This window comes from Bdellovibrionota bacterium, from assembly GCA_040386775.1.
Lineage (GTDB): Bacteria > Bdellovibrionota > Bdellovibrionia > Bdellovibrionales > JAEYZS01 > JAEYZS01.
The window spans coordinates 40,272-54,637 of sequence record JAZKEU010000024.1; the positions used below are offsets into that span (position 1 = coordinate 40,272).

A 14,366-nucleotide genomic window follows, 5' to 3' on the forward strand; every position below is an offset into this window, starting at 1 on the left:
CTTTTCGAATATCCCGTGAAAACCCGCAAAATCATGCGAGTTGATGTCATTCTGTAGTTATCGTTGTAGTTACTAACAAAAAAACTGCAAAGTAACTACAGAACCGTCATCCTCGTCATGCCTGTCACCTCCGACTATCAACCATTCTTTTTTCATCGAGCGTTTGATTTTTATATTTGGAGGTAGATTTGTTTCTCATCAAACGTCTGTTCTATTTCCTGTTAGCCATAGTTTTTAATATGGTTGACCGGATTTTTATATCCTTAGAAGGAAATGGTCTTCAACTCTCGGTTATTCGTAGCGAGGATGATCTATGGAGTTGAAAACAATTTTACGAAAAATCATTCGAGAGAAAGGACTTACAATCACTTCTTTATCAAAGAAGTCGAAGGTTCCTGTTCAAACTCTTCATGGCTGGTTAAGTGGGAGCGAGCCCAAAAGTATTCGACAATTAAAGGCTGTCGCGGATTGCTTGAGTGTCGACCTCGATTATCTCTGCTTTGGAATTAAATCTAAAACAGAAAAAGATAAAATTGAAGTATTCCAGGATGAAATCAATGCTGGAATTTTTGAAGTTGTTTTAAGAAGGGTAAAGAAATGAATAGAATTGTTTTTCTTATATTAATACTTTTATTATCTTCCTGCGCACACAGAAATATGACTCGCGAGGAGTGGCTAGAGGTGGGTCAAAGAACCTATTCCAATACCACAAAAGAACAGCTTATTAAAAATGCTGAAAAGATTTTAGTTTTAGCAGACGGCGATGACTTTAAATTTATTCATAAGCCTAACGGGTTTGTGGCCTCTAGAAGTTGGCTAATATACTTGGTTATCTCAGCCACTATGGGGACAGATCATTGGAATTTTGAAGTTCAAGAAAAGGATGGAAAACTAATTGCTACTGTTAACGCTTCACAAACAGCGGGGTCTGTCACTGGCTATGCCGTTAATAATCAAGCTGGAACTGTCACAACACCAACTATGGGAACGCCAATACAAGGAACCGCAATATACGATACCTTTTGGAATCGACTAGATTACCTTCAAGGATTAAAAAATGATTGGATGGATTGCAAGAGGGCAAACCGCAAGATCAAAGACAAAGAAACATGGGGCAACATTGAACCGCTTTGTTTATCTATTAACGTAAAAGATGATTTACCTAACGATCTTTCTGATATCGAAGTAGATCGCATTTTTAAACAAACCAGTCTTGACGATGATCGTCCTGCTCGGGCAAAGAAAAAATATCTTAAGAATCGAAACAAGGAACACCGATAATACGAGTATCCAAGTGAATCCTAAGAAAACTGACATCCAATATCCAGACCAATTGATAGTCGTAATAAAATTTATTTAATTAATTGAATGTTTACCTGTATCTTATTTATGGGAGAAAAACATGAATCGATATATTAAGTTATCAGAAATAAATTTTGGGAGCCTTGATGCGGAAACCGAAGTCACTTTAGAACATGGGAAGTATTTTGATATTGTATATCACGATCCATTTAATACAAAAGATAGAATTCGAAATGGTAAAATTATAGTACACGGACGAAAGGGAACTGGAAAATCGGCTCTCGCTTGCTATCTACAAAGATCCTCAGGGCCCAACTTATTTGTACAAAAATTTGAATATTCAATGAAGGATCTTGAGCAAATTGTGCAAATACCAGATGTTGAAGATCCTTCTGCATCAATGTCTCAATCTTTATGGCACTGGATATTTCTTTGTGCTCTGGGTAAATTTATTTTAGATGATCAAAGTATAGCGCTATCTTCTGCTCAAAGAGAGGAATTTGGTCGATTTTATAAAATTAATCAGGGTTATTGTTCTCCCGGGTCTCTAGAGTTAAAACAACAAGTCGAAAGCGAAAAACTACAGGTACGCATCGCCGCGCTAAACAGACTCCTTAGTATGTCTGGAATATCAGAGGTAGAGTCTATTCAAGGACGTGCAAGTTTTTTGAAAATCATCAACCCCTTGCAAGAACTTATGAAAAATACTTTTATGTCTTGTAAAAGGGATGTAAAAAATGAGTATTTTATAATAATTGATAATCTAGATATTGAATACACTGGAACTGAGAATCAAAAAAATGCGCTGCTGGGCTTGATTCGAGCTGCAAAGAATCTTTTCACCACTTTTCGTGAATACGGAGTGCGTATTTGTCCAATTGTACTGATCAGATCGGATATGCTAGAAGAACTAAAATACGAAGCAGATACTAATAAAATTGCTTTAGCAAATGGCTTGAAACTCAATTGGTACGACCATGATACTTATTTAGGTGACGAGCAAAATGTTCCGCTGCGAAATCTTATTTCATCTCGTATAAAATATTCTTATAAGAAATCATCAATTTCAATTACCGATGGCTGGCATGAACTATTTAGAGATTGGAATCATGATAAACCCAGTTTTAAATACTTAATTGATAAAACACTCTATCGTCCTCGAGATTTAATTTGCCTGTTTAATTTATTAAGCGAGAAGTTTCCAAAAGCCGATGCTGTCACAAAAGAAATGGTTGATAAAACATCTAAGGAGTTTGCCGCTTACATGGTAGGAGAATGGCAGAATGAGCTCTCTGCCCACCTAAGCTCTGAAAAAATAAATAAATTATTTGATTCTTTAAAGCTCGTATCAAATAATAAGTTTACATTTGAAACTTTCAAACAAAAAAACCAGTTTGATAATCCTACGGCAGTTGAATTTTTAGAAACCGCATTCATATTTGGATTAATCTGTGCCTACCCGGTTTCTAATAAAATTGCCTGGTCACATCGCCCAAGCCCCGATTTTGATAACTTAGATTTAACAAGTGGTATTGAAATGGGTCTTCATTTTGCTTTCAATGATCATTTTGTTAAACCTTCCAGAAGAACTTTTTGGACTCTATAACCACCATAAATTTGCTTAACTTCTAAATGTACAATCAAGAAGTATTGTTTCAATGGCCACCTGCTCTTGCTCCGTAGCTAGATTTTCTATCTTAGAAAAATTCGCTCTAACTTCATTTCTCTTCGATTTATTTTTTCTTAAATCTTCATCGGTCCATCTTTCGCATAGGCAATCTGCAACTACATATATCCCATGCCTAGTTGAATTTTGTTTCAAATATCGATCTACAAGTTGCGTCTGCAGTGCTTCGTATACACCATCATTCCAGCATCCCTTTACTTCTACTATAACAGTTAGGATATCGATGCCATCTTTACCTTTTATTGTCGCATCAATCTGAATATCTGTTCTCTGGCCGGTTCCAGGTCCCACGCTCGGACGTATTTGAACCTCTCGATTTGCAATAATGCCCTTCGATTTAATGTCTCTATCAAAATGCCTCTTGAGATGATCAGAAATTTCATTTTCGTCTTTTGGTCGACATTTATCTCGCTCAGTATTCCAAATATCTGGAGTGCTTGGTGGAGTCCCTTGTAAAGACTCTTGATAGCGTAGTATCGACTCCAGTATTACTTGCATGAGTTCTTCTTGGTTTCTAACTAGCCTCTTAGATTTATTTGTTATGGTTAACAGTAAATGACTTGGCTCAGGAGAAACCCATTCAAGCGATCGATTACGTTTCTCCGCCTCTGTTAAATGGTAGTTCAACCACGGAAGTTCTTTATGTCTTTGAACCATTTTTTTCAAGGCATCACAACTAGATCGAGTTCCTCTATTCACTAATATCCTAAAGCATGCGTCTCTAATATCACCCGCTCGCTCCTTCGGTCCAATAGCCCCGCCCATTCTGGCCGAGTAAGGAAATAAATCGATCATCCATGAATAAAAATCTACTAACTGCTCGTCCGATAATTTTTCGACAAAAGCAGTCTCATGAGCATTTTTGGCTACAATATCTAAGATTAATTCTTGCCCGAATTCTTTATCTTTTTCAAGAATCGGCCATAAAATATTCCATCCTGATTTTGAAGATTCAGCTACTAAATTCCTTGCGGCAGCTAAGACGATATCTCTTTGCTCTCGATCTTTAGGCAAAGGAGAAGAAATATAACTTGCCAATAAATGTTCGGCTTCAGAATAACCTAAACTTAAAATTTCACCCAATAGAGCTATCGCTGAAAGAGGGGGTAATGAACGCGCAAGAATATGAAGTTTTTCTTGTAGGTCTCTGTTTATGTAGGAACTAAACCTACTTATAACAAAGATATTGCCGTTACCCTCTCGCCCCTCTTTATCTGCAACTTTTAATATCGTTTCTTCAAAAACGTCTTGTGCATATGGATACCCGATTTTGAGAGCATTTTTTTGAGATTCTACTTCGTCTGCTCCAAAGGTTGGGTAGGCTACAATTGGAGATAACCATTTAGGCCATATGCCCTTACCCTTCTGGGACAAAAATTCTGGCGAATACTTATTTATCAACGAAATTGCCTTAATACCTGCTGACACTACAAACTCTATCGAGTTTTTCTTTAGATATGACTCAATATTTGGCTCAACCTCTTCCAAAAATTTCTTTGCGTAGGAAATAATTTTTTCTTGTTTTCTATTGTCCAAAGAAAGCCAGGAAGGCGAATCCTCTATATGTTCATCTCTTAAAGCATATTCACCCGTCTCTTGGTTAGCAGTTAACAGGCGAGCTAGATGATAAAAATGCTCAATCTTTCCTTCTTCGATTTCTTCTATGGTTTCATTAATAAAACCAGAAATTTTGTTCGCCCAGTCGACTTTATCTTTTTTCTTACTTAGATTCTTGAGCTCTATTCCCTGTTCATGCAATTTTCTCATTCTCTTTTCGTCTTCGCTTTGAAGAATAATCGGTCCATACAATGATTTGAATTTCTCATTTACAGATGAATTATTCTGATAAAGCGGGAAAAGCGCGTCTGTGTGATCTGTATTGGCCCAATCAAAAACAAATCTTAAGGTTTCTATAATTTTCTCAAATTTTGAAGGATCTAACTCTTTATTAGCTAATTCTAATAGCCAAAAAAAATCTCTATTATCGAGTAGGCGCTGGGCGTGGACTGCTTTAAAATCATCTAATGGAATCTGAATAATAGATAAAAATATTTTCCTCCGTTTTTCTACTGCTTCGTAAAACTCCTGGGCATATTCTTTAGATTCAAATCTACTCGCTATTGGGAGGTGCTTATCCAGCCTCTTATAAGCTACTTTCGCAAAATTTGGATATAAATCAATCGCATCAAGCTTATTCCAGCAATGATAAATAATTTTTTCTATGGCCCTTCCCATTTTGCTGTGATTTGTATGTTTATCTGCGTGCTCCTCAACCCAAGCCAGTGCTATGGGTAAAGCATCGTCGGGCATCTCCTCTATTAAGTCATAAGATATGAAGTGTGCATATGAACCATGGTAAAAATCGTTTTTCGGTGGGATTATATACTTAAACAGCTCTTCAGCAGTTATTTGCTCTGGCCACAGTGACTGCAAAGCATATCCCTTTAGCTGGTCGTTTGGATCTTCTTCTTCGAGAAGTTTTTTTAACTCTGCCTTAGTTTTTGTGTCTCCCAAAATACTTATCGTGCTCGCTGAATTAACACGTAATTGGTAATCCTCAGATTTATCTAAAGCTTGCTCCAGTAAAACTGGCATTAATGTATGTAGCTCACAGATTTCTGCAATATCGACAGCCAGTTTGCGGAGATTAAAAGACAGCTTTTTATCTAAAATAATTATAGCTAATTTATCATCTAGCCCCTCGTACTTTAAACCCTTAAATCGCTCACGAAATCCCAAATCAATATGCAAATAACTATTGCCAGTTTCTTCTGCCTCCAAAATTTTTTGAACAGTTTGTTTTTTATATTCCTCAGGTAATCCAGATAAGTCACATTGAAGTAAAACTTCAGGGTCTTTATTTAGAATAAGATTAAAAAAATCTCTATTCATCGACGCAAGGAAAGCAGCTCCTTGCTGTAATTGTGGAACTAGCTTTGGGTTAGATGGATTTGGATTAAAAAATAATGAATTCAATTTATTAGTCTCAATCTTAAAATTATTCAGTCCTTGAGCCATTAAAAATTCTGCATATGTTTGATGAGCCCATCCCATTCTATTTATTCCACGAGATGTAAATAGGCCAGAATCTAGCGTTTGCAATAGCTCCTCTGCAGTTATTCGATCTAAGCCATCCAAGTCTTCAGCTATATCCTTTATTGTTAAATCGTTTTGATCTCGTTCATGTTCAGGCCCCAACCAAATTGAATTTTTATTGGATAGAATTGATAAGATTGCTATTCTCTCAGCTATAGCCAATTTTTGTGTGCCCTCCATTCCTTTTGTTTTCGGAGACACTAATCGACTTTTGCTCTGTTCTTCACAAAGCTGTAAACACCCAACAGAATATATAGTTTTTTGATCGTCTGCTAATTTTTGCTTTGATTTAAAAGTGTTTAATAAAAATTTTAAAGTAACAGGCTTTATCGCCAATGGAACCACTCCTCGCTCTTTGACTTCCTTAATAAAACTTGCTGGGTCTACTCCTTCGTTCTCGCAGGCAACAACAATATCTTTTTCTAGCAACGGAACCATTTCGTAAACTGATAAGGAGCCAGGAAATATTGTTTCTAATTCTTTTTCTAAATATTGTGGCCATACTCCAGTTCTACAGGATATTCGAACAAACAATCTTTCTTTAGGTAGTTTCGAAATTTCTCGTGCTAAAATGTGAGATACTGTATCAACTCTTAATAAGCATTCATCCAAACTATCTATATATAAATAAAGATTTTTTCCGTTATTTTTCCACTCTTCTATTTCTGCAGAATGAAAAATCTCTCTAATCAAGCGTTCTTCTGAGCCGAAGTTGTTCAAATTTTCATGTATTATTATAGTATTTGCATCAGCTTTAGGCCTCTTTCCTGAAACGGTATCTAGTAAAATCTGTGACTTTCCTATGCCTGGCTCACCAAGATAGATTGTGCATTTAGACTCTTCTGCTTTTTCAATTGTATTAAGGTTCGGCTGCAGATCTTTTCCATATTTAGTTTCTGGGTCGATGATAAATCCATCTGGATCTGTGTGATAAGACCCCTCTCTTGAACAAACATATCGTTGCCATAAATAAGATTTACTCATAGTAATTCTCCCCTTGCCCACCGTAAGGTATATTACCACAAAATATAAAAACATTAACTATTAAGATTAGACCTCTCTAGGGGGAGCCAACGAACAATCACGCATTCAACTCCCTATCGTGTGGACCTCGAATCTTTGTGAAAAATGAATTTTGGCTAATTTCGCCCACCTTGATATATAGTAAAAATGATAATTCCTATATATTAGGTATTCAATAGCCGTCCTTTACTTTATCCACTTCCATATGAAGAAACATAAGACATTGAACAATGAATTTGCTTTAACAGCAATTTTTAGTAAAGATTTTCAACTTAGCAAATCCTTCTTATCTATGGATGAGTCGGAATTTTTTTCTGAACTAACACTCCTATTTGAATATGAAATCAATCAAATCGCCGCGTTCCTAGTCCATGAAATATTCTCAGGTGAAACCACAATATTTTTTAATAAGATTAAGGAGATGTCAGAGCGTCTCACAAAAAATAATAGTTTAAAAATAGACAAAAAAGCTTTTAAAAAGGCCGAGTGGGATTTAAAAACTAAAGATTTTAATGATATTAACTTTATACTACCTTGGAATGAACCCACGTATTTACTTTCTGATGTCTTTACGAAATCATTTGAATACTTAAAAGAAATTGAAAATAAAATTGAACGAAAGCCTTACAAAGGAAAACCATTCTCCTCTCCTCGGACTTATACTAAATACGAATTCTATCGAAATTTATGCTTAGTTGAAATCGCCATGAAGAAAAAGCTTGGCAGTAAGCAGGACGATTCATTCAAACGTTTTGTGGAAGAAAATGTTTTACAATATAAAGACTATTGCCTTGTCCTGCGAGACGGAGAACGAACCAGCACAGATGACAATGATGACGGTTTAATATCTTACGATAATTTTAGAAGGTCCTTTAGAAGATACGCCCGAGAGCATTTCAGAGATTTACAGAAAAAAGCGGACAGAAGCTAGTCTCTTTTTCTTTCCACTGTCCGTGATAACTCAATTTGTTTCACATATATACCCCTCCTAACAAACCAAAGGAGGTATTGTATGGCTGAATCAACAGTCGAATTAAAAGAAATTCTCGATGTATTAACAGAAGAATTGTCAGCAAAACTTTTTCGTGGCGATAATGGCGAGTCCTGCATCACGATAAACGACGATAGCAAACAGAAAACATTTATACTCAGCTCTTCCCAATGGAGAGACTGGTTTATTCAATTCGTGCGCAAGAGAGAGTGGGGCGTATCATCGTATCTCAGAGACGAGCTTATTGAGGAATTGTTGGCACTAGCAAGTGTACATATAGAACAGGTCAATGTGCGCATTGGGAGAACAGAAGAAGCTATTCAAATTGATTTAAACGACGACTCGTATAATGTTGTTTCTATCAACGAAAAAGGGTTTAGAGTTCAACAACCGAAAAATGTTCATTTTCTTCGTCCAAACAAACAGCAACCTTTACCAATTCCCATTAAAACCGACAAAAAGATCTTCATCCCATTATTACAAACAATATTTCCAGTATCTTTTGATATGTTGATTTTGATTTTAACTTTTATGTTGAAAGCTATTGATCGTGATCGTGGTTCTTTTGCTCATTTAGTTGTTGAAGGGCCTCAAGGATCTGGAAAAAGCATGCTGTCCAAGAGAATAAAGGCTTTGATCGACCCCGCGTCTCCGTGTTTTTTTTCATCTCCTAAAGATGTGAGCGACATTTTAGTGGCCTCAGTTCACTCTTATTTATTAGTCTTTGATAATCTTTCAGGGCTTACACACTTTATGGCAGATGTTTTTTGCAGACTCTCCACGGGTGGAGGACTTTCAAAAAGAAAACTATACTTTGACCACGAGGAAATGTTCTACAAGCTGCATCGCTCATGTATTCTTAACGGCATTGATGAGCCTAGCAATAGACCCGACTTTCTAGATAGATGCATCACCGTTCAGTTAAAAGAATTTAAGAATAAAAATAGAGTTGCTGAATCAGAGCTTGATCGTCAGTTTGAAGAAAATAGACCGCAACTCCTTGGCGGACTTTACGGGCTCTTATCAGAATGTTTGCGCGTGCTACCCTCAATCCCAAACAATAATCTTCCTAGAATGACGGATTTTTGCCGCATGGGTTTAGCATTGGAAAAAGTTTTGAAGCTTGCTCCTGGTTCGTTTATGGAAGCCTACGAAAAAAATCGCTCAGAGCAGACTGAAAATGCATTCTGGGGAGACGAGCTCTGTTGTGCTATTTTTGATAGACTCCAACGCGAGGAAAAAGGAGCCATAGAAGGAACCGCTCACTCGCTAATGGGACGTTTGTTTAGAGACCGTCGTAAAACTGGAGGGCCACGCAGCCCGAGAGCCTTTTCTGGATGGCTAAAAAGAGTTGAGCCCTTATTAAAAACAAAAGGAATATTGGTTAAGCGTCTACCACGCACGGCTGACGAAAGAACAATTAGAATATACTTTAAAAATCCTCCAGAGCGCAAAGAGGTTAGTTATGAGTATTAAAATTTCAAGCAATCTCCATAATGACGAACCTGACAATTATGACGATTGTAAAACCGCACCTTCTATGAGAAATAAGATTACTCAAGTATGGGGGCTCAGCGCGCCCCCTGAGCTTAATATTTTATACGCATCAAATGACGACATCTGTGAAAGTTCTTTGAAAACTGAATGGTTAGATAGTCGTGAGGCCGCCGAATTTTTAAGAATTTCGGTGAAGGCTTTACGGAATGCGAGTTCCAATGGCCAAATTCCATTTTATAAGTTTGGTCGAAGAAATCGTTATCGAAAAGAAGAACTCAGCAAATTGTTGCTTACTCACAGAAGAGGTAAGCATGAATATTAAATTTGACCCAGAGACCGAAGCTTATTCGGTTTCTTTCTCTAAGAGAAACCCAATTACTCGTCAGCCAGTTAGCTTGCGAAGAAAGGGGATTAAAAGCAAAGTAGAAGCTCAAAGAGTTTATCGAGAGCTCGTGATCGAAGTTGAAAAAAGAATTCAAGGGCAACAAATCCCTACTTGGGAGCTTATGATATCTGAGTTTCTTGAAGATATGAGAGAACGCGGCCTACTTGAGAGAACAATCCATACTTATGGTTTTTGCCTTCGAGCCCATACTTTAGAAGAGTGGGGTGAGCGTTTAATAAATGAAATAACAACTCACGAGATTAGAATTCTAGTACAAAAGCGTGTTGGCCACAAATCCGTAGCCCATCAACAAAATCTTGTGAAATTCATTAAAGCAGTCTTTGTCTGTGCGATTGAACGCGGGTACATCAAGTCCAATCCAACACCCAGATATCGCTTTAAAATTAGTGATCGAGTTAAAAAAGTTCTAACCGAAGAACAAGTTAAAGCACTTTTATTAACAGCAAAAGAATTTGGAAGTGAATGGTATGAAACATGGGTTTTAGCAGTTTACACCGGCCTTAGAAGCGGTGAGCTTTATTCTTTAACTTGGGATAAAATCAATTTTGAAACCAAGCAGATTACCGTTGATACTGCTTGGAACTCGAAAGATGGATTTAAATCAACTAAATCGGGACACGAGAGGGTTGTTCCTATTAATGAACATCTTTTATTAATTTTAAAAGAACTAAAATTATCAAAAAACTCTACTCCTTTTGTTCTCCCCCGCAATCCTTATTGGGATAAGGGTGGGCAGGCCAAAGAGCTTCAAAAGTTTTTGATCGGTCACAATCTCCCTCCAATTCGCTTCCACGATTTAAGAGCTACTTGGGCCACTATGCTATTAGGAAAAGGTGTCCCTCCTGCTCAAGTGATGAAAATGGGTGGATGGAAGGATATGACCACGATGATGATCTATATGCGTATGGCTGGAATTGACGTGCAGGGCGCCACAGATTGCTTGAATTTTTATCAGAAACCGACAGATGGGCAGGTTTTAAGCCTATCCAACGCTAATTTATAGGACTCAGTAGTTATTCGTAGTTGCCTTAAATTTTTGTTCAATATAAACAATTATTTATAAGCGGCTCACCGCCTGAGCCATTTTTTTGCGGTCCATACTGGACCACTTCTTCTATTCAGTCAGATCAAAATACAAGTCGTTGTTAATTCACAAGGCTCATATTGATATTTATCAACAGACATACCCTTTATCATATGGAAGCATAACTTAAATGCACATAAGGGGAAAAATTATGAGAAATTTATTTTTAATACTTGCGGTTACTATCTTCGGAAACTTTGCTTGGGCAGGTTGCAATCCCTGTATCTGCCAACCCGAAGAATTTCCTGAGTGTTCTAAAAAAATTCATATCCTAGAAACAAAATAGACTGCGAACAGCCCGTCTGTTTTCGGATTCTAATTCACTTTTCGGACACAATTTATTCTATTAGAGAATCCATTGAGTTATACCTAGGCCCTTAAAATGCAAGAAGGAAGCTTGCTTAGCAAGCTCCCTCCTTGGATGAACCTCATTTGTTTCGCAAACAAAGGAGGTCCGAATGAATAAACAACTATTGATTATTCTTCGGCATATTTTAGAGATTATTAAATCTGTCCTTTGGATAGTTTTTTACATCACAAAAAGACAGATGATGGCCCATATCCATACGTAGGCTGCGAAAAGTTCTAATCTGTTTTTCTTTACCGCAGCCAATACTACTTTTAATCCGATCAATCCAAAAATAAATGAAGCAACAAAACCTATCGAATAACTTGGTAGGCGCTCACCTAGATTTTCTACCTCGCTGAGCTTTAAGACCGCTGCTCCCAGAATTGTTGGGATAGATAGCATAAAACTAAACACACTCGCCGCTCCGCCAGTCATTCCAGCAAACAATCCCGCAGCGATAGTCATTCCAGATCTGCTCACTCCTGGCAAAAGAGCTAAACATTGAAAACATCCAACGATCAGAGCTTTACCATAAGACACTGTTTCGAATTCTTTTAAGAGTTGGTCGGGAGCATCGGAAATCATATTGATGGACTTAGATTTAATTCTTCTTGTTAGAAAAAGAATCAATCCCGTCCAAATAAATCCGTAGCCTAGCACCGTAATGTTTCCAAAAAGACTTTCAAAAAATGATTTGAATTTCAAGCCAATAATTCCAGCAGGAACTGTCGCAAACGCAACCATCAGCGCAAGCCTCATACCGGCATTCATTTTTCTTTCTTTGATCGATATCCAACACTGAGCAATCAGATGAGCTAAGAATTTCCTGAAAACTACGAAGATCGCAAGTAATGTAGCAAGGTGAAGAACAAGATCGTAGGCAAGGTCGTGAACCTCGTAACCCAAAAATTTTTGAGCTAAAACTAAATGGCCTTTACTAGAGATTGGCAAAAATTCTGCCAAACCCTGAACAATACCCAGAATAATATCGCCGATGATACCCATGATGTTTCTCCATCTTTAATAAAACTATATATAAGAAGAATAAATCCTTACATATATATAAGAGAAGTAAATAGTACTTTCCATTAGAAAGTACTGCATCAGGCCTAGCGTAAAACATCCTCAGGGCTTGCCTCAGATTGCGTATATTGAATGTCCTTGTTCTTTTTATTTACAAAGTCAGCACATCTCTTGCTCAAACCCACAAGACTTACAGGTTCATTTATTTTCAAAGATGCTCTTTCGCAAGCTTGATCGAGGATTTCCTCTTTTTCTTTCGTGTGCTTTAATCGATAACAAGATTTAGGAATCATTTCAGAGGAAAGTTCAAACCCACAAGCTACTTCAGTTTTTTTAAGCCCATTCATAGAGTTGATCTTTATCTTTAAGCTTTTGACATCTCTGGCAGACAATAGCATCTGCGCGCGATCATCCAGAGTCGAAGCTTTGCCCGCAAAGCTAATTAAAACCAGTATAATTAAATACATCTGTATCCTCTTTTTCTTTTTGGCCGTAATTCCTACGACAATTAAAGTTCTCTTAAAAACAAATTTAAAATCGGCCCCAACAACAAAAGTAAATAAGCTGGGAACATAAATAATAAAAGCGGGATCATCAGCACATAAGGAAGTTTATCCAGCTCCCTTTGAAACTCATCCTTACAAACCTCAATGAACTCTTCTTCCACGGCCTTGATTCTTTCATAAATAGAATGTCCTGCGAGCCCTTGAGAAAGAATCTCCAGAAAGATTTGCGTATGATGATTAGCAAAAAAGCTCTCCGCTTGGTTCTCACCGTCTGATTGATCAAAATGCGTCAGCCATTGTTTGAGTTTGAGATGATGAATAGAATCTTCTAAATCCCCAAATCGGAGGATAGAAACACGCAAAGCTTCTCCTCCCTCGATCGAAACACGTACATGCAAGCACAATTTTAGTAAAAAACTTAAATCTTCCATTGCTTTTTAACTCCTAAATAGAAAAACCCTGCCATCCCAACGGCAAAAAGCGCCATCGACCATAAAATAATTTTCATATTCTCGATAAAACCAAACCTCATGCCGACAAAAATCATCACTCCTACATACATAATGAACAAAAAAGTGATTTGTATGCGCACTTGTCTAACAATTCGGCCGGACCTACGTCGAAAATCATCTTCAATTTTAATTTTTCTGCGAAATGCGCATAGCCGATCCAATGTTTTATGTGGAAAACGCTGCACTGAGCTCAATTCCTCGAAGATTTCGCGCACAAAAGCGTTTGAAGTTTCTATTTTTTGAGAAAAATGTACTACTTCGATTATTTTTTCGATCTTTAAACGACTTGATGAAGGTGTTTTTGTGTTGGAAACCTCTAGTGAATTACGAAAACTGCTCCCTGATCGTACCTGAAGTATCAATCGATCAATGAAATCGACAAAATCTTGACGAAATTTTCTCTCGCGAAAGTGTGCGGTGACAAAAATTGTAACTACTATCGAAAGAATTGCTACAACAACAGCGATCCATGCGAAAAAATATCTATCAAACAACATCGAACAACACAAAAGTGTCAAAAACACGATAATCGTGAGTGAGTTTTTAAGTATTTGATTATCAAAAATGCGATTTCGCTCGTTGAAAATGTAAATTCGAAGTACGAACAACAATCCGAAAATCAAAATTAGCGCGTGAATAATCATGCAAAGGTCCTCTTTTTGATAGAAGATGCAAAAAAAAGACTAAAAAATTAAAATTTACTATTGACGATAAGGGTCACGAGTGTAAACTAAACCTAGATTGAACAACATTGAACTAACAACAATGTTAAAACCACCATAGGGAGGAAAACCATGGCTAAGAAGAAAAAAGCTACTAAGAAAGCTACAAAGAAAAAAGCTACTAAGAAGAAAGCTAAGAAAAAGAAGAAGTAATCTAACGATTACTTT

Annotated in this window: 13 protein-coding genes; 8 read left to right on the plus strand and 5 right to left on the minus strand. The window is 37.0% G+C overall.

The window, feature by feature from the left end; all coding sequences use genetic code 11:
* Window positions 1-313: 313 nt before the first annotated feature.
* The 3 genes from V4596_14115 to V4596_14125 all read left to right on the plus strand — a co-directional run bounded on the left by V4596_14115 (window position 314) and on the right by V4596_14125 (window position 2,908).
* The gene (locus V4596_14115) at window positions 314-601 is read left to right on the plus strand and encodes a helix-turn-helix transcriptional regulator (GenBank protein ID MES2770273.1); all 288 of its coding nucleotides are present in this window, start codon (window positions 314-316) and stop codon (window positions 599-601) included.
* A complete protein-coding gene (locus tag V4596_14120) occupies window positions 598-1,281 on the plus strand; it encodes a hypothetical protein (GenBank protein ID MES2770274.1) in 684 nt (227 codons plus the stop codon). Before V4596_14115 ends, V4596_14120 begins: the two co-directional genes overlap by 4 nt.
* Window positions 1,282-1,402: 121 nt before the next feature.
* Window positions 1,403-2,908, plus strand: coding sequence for a hypothetical protein (locus tag V4596_14125; protein ID MES2770275.1), 1,506 nt, complete (start codon window positions 1,403-1,405; stop codon window positions 2,906-2,908).
* Between the two features lie 15 nt (window positions 2,909-2,923).
* On the opposite strand, the gene V4596_14130 is transcribed toward V4596_14125, so the two are convergent.
* Window positions 2,924-7,069 carry a hypothetical protein gene (locus V4596_14130; GenBank protein MES2770276.1) on the minus strand — a complete coding sequence of 1,382 codons (4,146 nt, stop codon included), beginning with the start codon at window positions 7,067-7,069 and terminating at the stop codon, window positions 2,924-2,926.
* 262 nt (window positions 7,070-7,331) lie between these two features.
* Between V4596_14130 and V4596_14135 the strand changes: the two genes are divergently transcribed.
* From V4596_14135 to V4596_14155, 5 genes are all read left to right on the plus strand, one after another.
* Window positions 7,332-8,039: a hypothetical protein gene (locus V4596_14135; GenBank protein MES2770277.1), complete on the plus strand. Its 708-nt coding sequence runs from the start codon at window positions 7,332-7,334 to the stop codon at window positions 8,037-8,039.
* 81 nt (window positions 8,040-8,120) lie between these two features.
* Window positions 8,121-9,575, plus strand: a complete 1,455-nt coding sequence (locus V4596_14140; protein ID MES2770278.1) for a hypothetical protein — start codon at window positions 8,121-8,123, stop codon at window positions 9,573-9,575.
* The gene (locus V4596_14145; protein ID MES2770279.1) at window positions 9,565-9,918 is read left to right on the plus strand and encodes a helix-turn-helix domain-containing protein; all 354 of its coding nucleotides are present in this window, start codon (window positions 9,565-9,567) and stop codon (window positions 9,916-9,918) included. Before V4596_14140 ends, V4596_14145 begins: the two co-directional genes overlap by 11 nt.
* A complete protein-coding gene (locus V4596_14150) occupies window positions 9,908-11,005 on the plus strand; it encodes a site-specific integrase (GenBank protein MES2770280.1) in 1,098 nt (365 codons plus the stop codon). Before V4596_14145 ends, V4596_14150 begins: the two co-directional genes overlap by 11 nt.
* Before the next feature lie 232 nt (window positions 11,006-11,237).
* A complete protein-coding gene (locus V4596_14155) occupies window positions 11,238-11,372 on the plus strand; it encodes a hypothetical protein (protein ID MES2770281.1) in 135 nt (44 codons plus the stop codon).
* 243 nt (window positions 11,373-11,615) lie between these two features.
* Here the strand turns inward: V4596_14155 and V4596_14160 are convergent, their stop codons facing one another.
* The 4 genes from V4596_14160 to V4596_14175 form a co-directional block, all read right to left on the minus strand.
* Window positions 11,616-12,440 (minus strand): undecaprenyl-diphosphate phosphatase, encoded by an 825-nt coding sequence (locus V4596_14160; GenBank protein ID MES2770282.1) that lies wholly within the window; start codon window positions 12,438-12,440, stop codon window positions 11,616-11,618.
* Between the two features lie 104 nt (window positions 12,441-12,544).
* Window positions 12,545-12,925 (minus strand): hypothetical protein, encoded by a 381-nt coding sequence (locus V4596_14165; GenBank protein MES2770283.1) that lies wholly within the window; start codon window positions 12,923-12,925, stop codon window positions 12,545-12,547.
* A gap of 41 nt (window positions 12,926-12,966) precedes the next feature.
* Entirely contained in the window at window positions 12,967-13,395 is a 429-nt protein-coding gene (locus V4596_14170; protein ID MES2770284.1) for a hypothetical protein, read from the minus strand.
* Window positions 13,383-13,973: a hypothetical protein gene (locus V4596_14175; GenBank protein ID MES2770285.1), complete on the minus strand. Its 591-nt coding sequence runs from the start codon at window positions 13,971-13,973 to the stop codon at window positions 13,383-13,385. The genes V4596_14170 and V4596_14175 overlap by 13 nt, the downstream gene beginning before the upstream one ends.
* Window positions 13,974-14,366: the final 393 nt, after the last annotated feature.

What these genes read in the sequence shown, in the direction of transcription:
- V4596_14160 (MES2770282.1), bottom strand. Translation starts at nt 12,440, where the DNA reads ATGGGTATCATCGGCGATATTATTCTGGGTATTGTTCAGGGTTTGGCA.
- V4596_14170 (MES2770284.1), bottom strand. Translation starts at nt 13,395, where the DNA reads ATGGAAGATTTAAGTTTTTTACTAAAATTGTGCTTGCATGTACGTGTT.
- V4596_14120 (MES2770274.1), top strand. Translation starts at nt 598, where the DNA reads ATGAATAGAATTGTTTTTCTTATATTAATACTTTTATTATCTTCCTGC.
- V4596_14115 (MES2770273.1), top strand. Translation starts at nt 314, where the DNA reads ATGGAGTTGAAAACAATTTTACGAAAAATCATTCGAGAGAAAGGACTT.
- V4596_14155 (MES2770281.1), top strand. Translation starts at nt 11,238, where the DNA reads ATGAGAAATTTATTTTTAATACTTGCGGTTACTATCTTCGGAAACTTT.
- V4596_14140 (MES2770278.1), top strand. Translation starts at nt 8,121, where the DNA reads ATGGCTGAATCAACAGTCGAATTAAAAGAAATTCTCGATGTATTAACA.
- V4596_14130 (MES2770276.1), bottom strand. Translation starts at nt 7,069, where the DNA reads ATGAGTAAATCTTATTTATGGCAACGATATGTTTGTTCAAGAGAGGGG.
- V4596_14145 (MES2770279.1), top strand. Translation starts at nt 9,565, where the DNA reads ATGAGTATTAAAATTTCAAGCAATCTCCATAATGACGAACCTGACAAT.
- V4596_14165 (MES2770283.1), bottom strand. Translation starts at nt 12,925, where the DNA reads ATGTATTTAATTATACTGGTTTTAATTAGCTTTGCGGGCAAAGCTTCG.
- V4596_14125 (MES2770275.1), top strand. Translation starts at nt 1,403, where the DNA reads ATGAATCGATATATTAAGTTATCAGAAATAAATTTTGGGAGCCTTGAT.
- V4596_14150 (MES2770280.1), top strand. Translation starts at nt 9,908, where the DNA reads ATGAATATTAAATTTGACCCAGAGACCGAAGCTTATTCGGTTTCTTTC.
- V4596_14175 (MES2770285.1), bottom strand. Translation starts at nt 13,973, where the DNA reads ATGTTGTTTGATAGATATTTTTTCGCATGGATCGCTGTTGTTGTAGCA.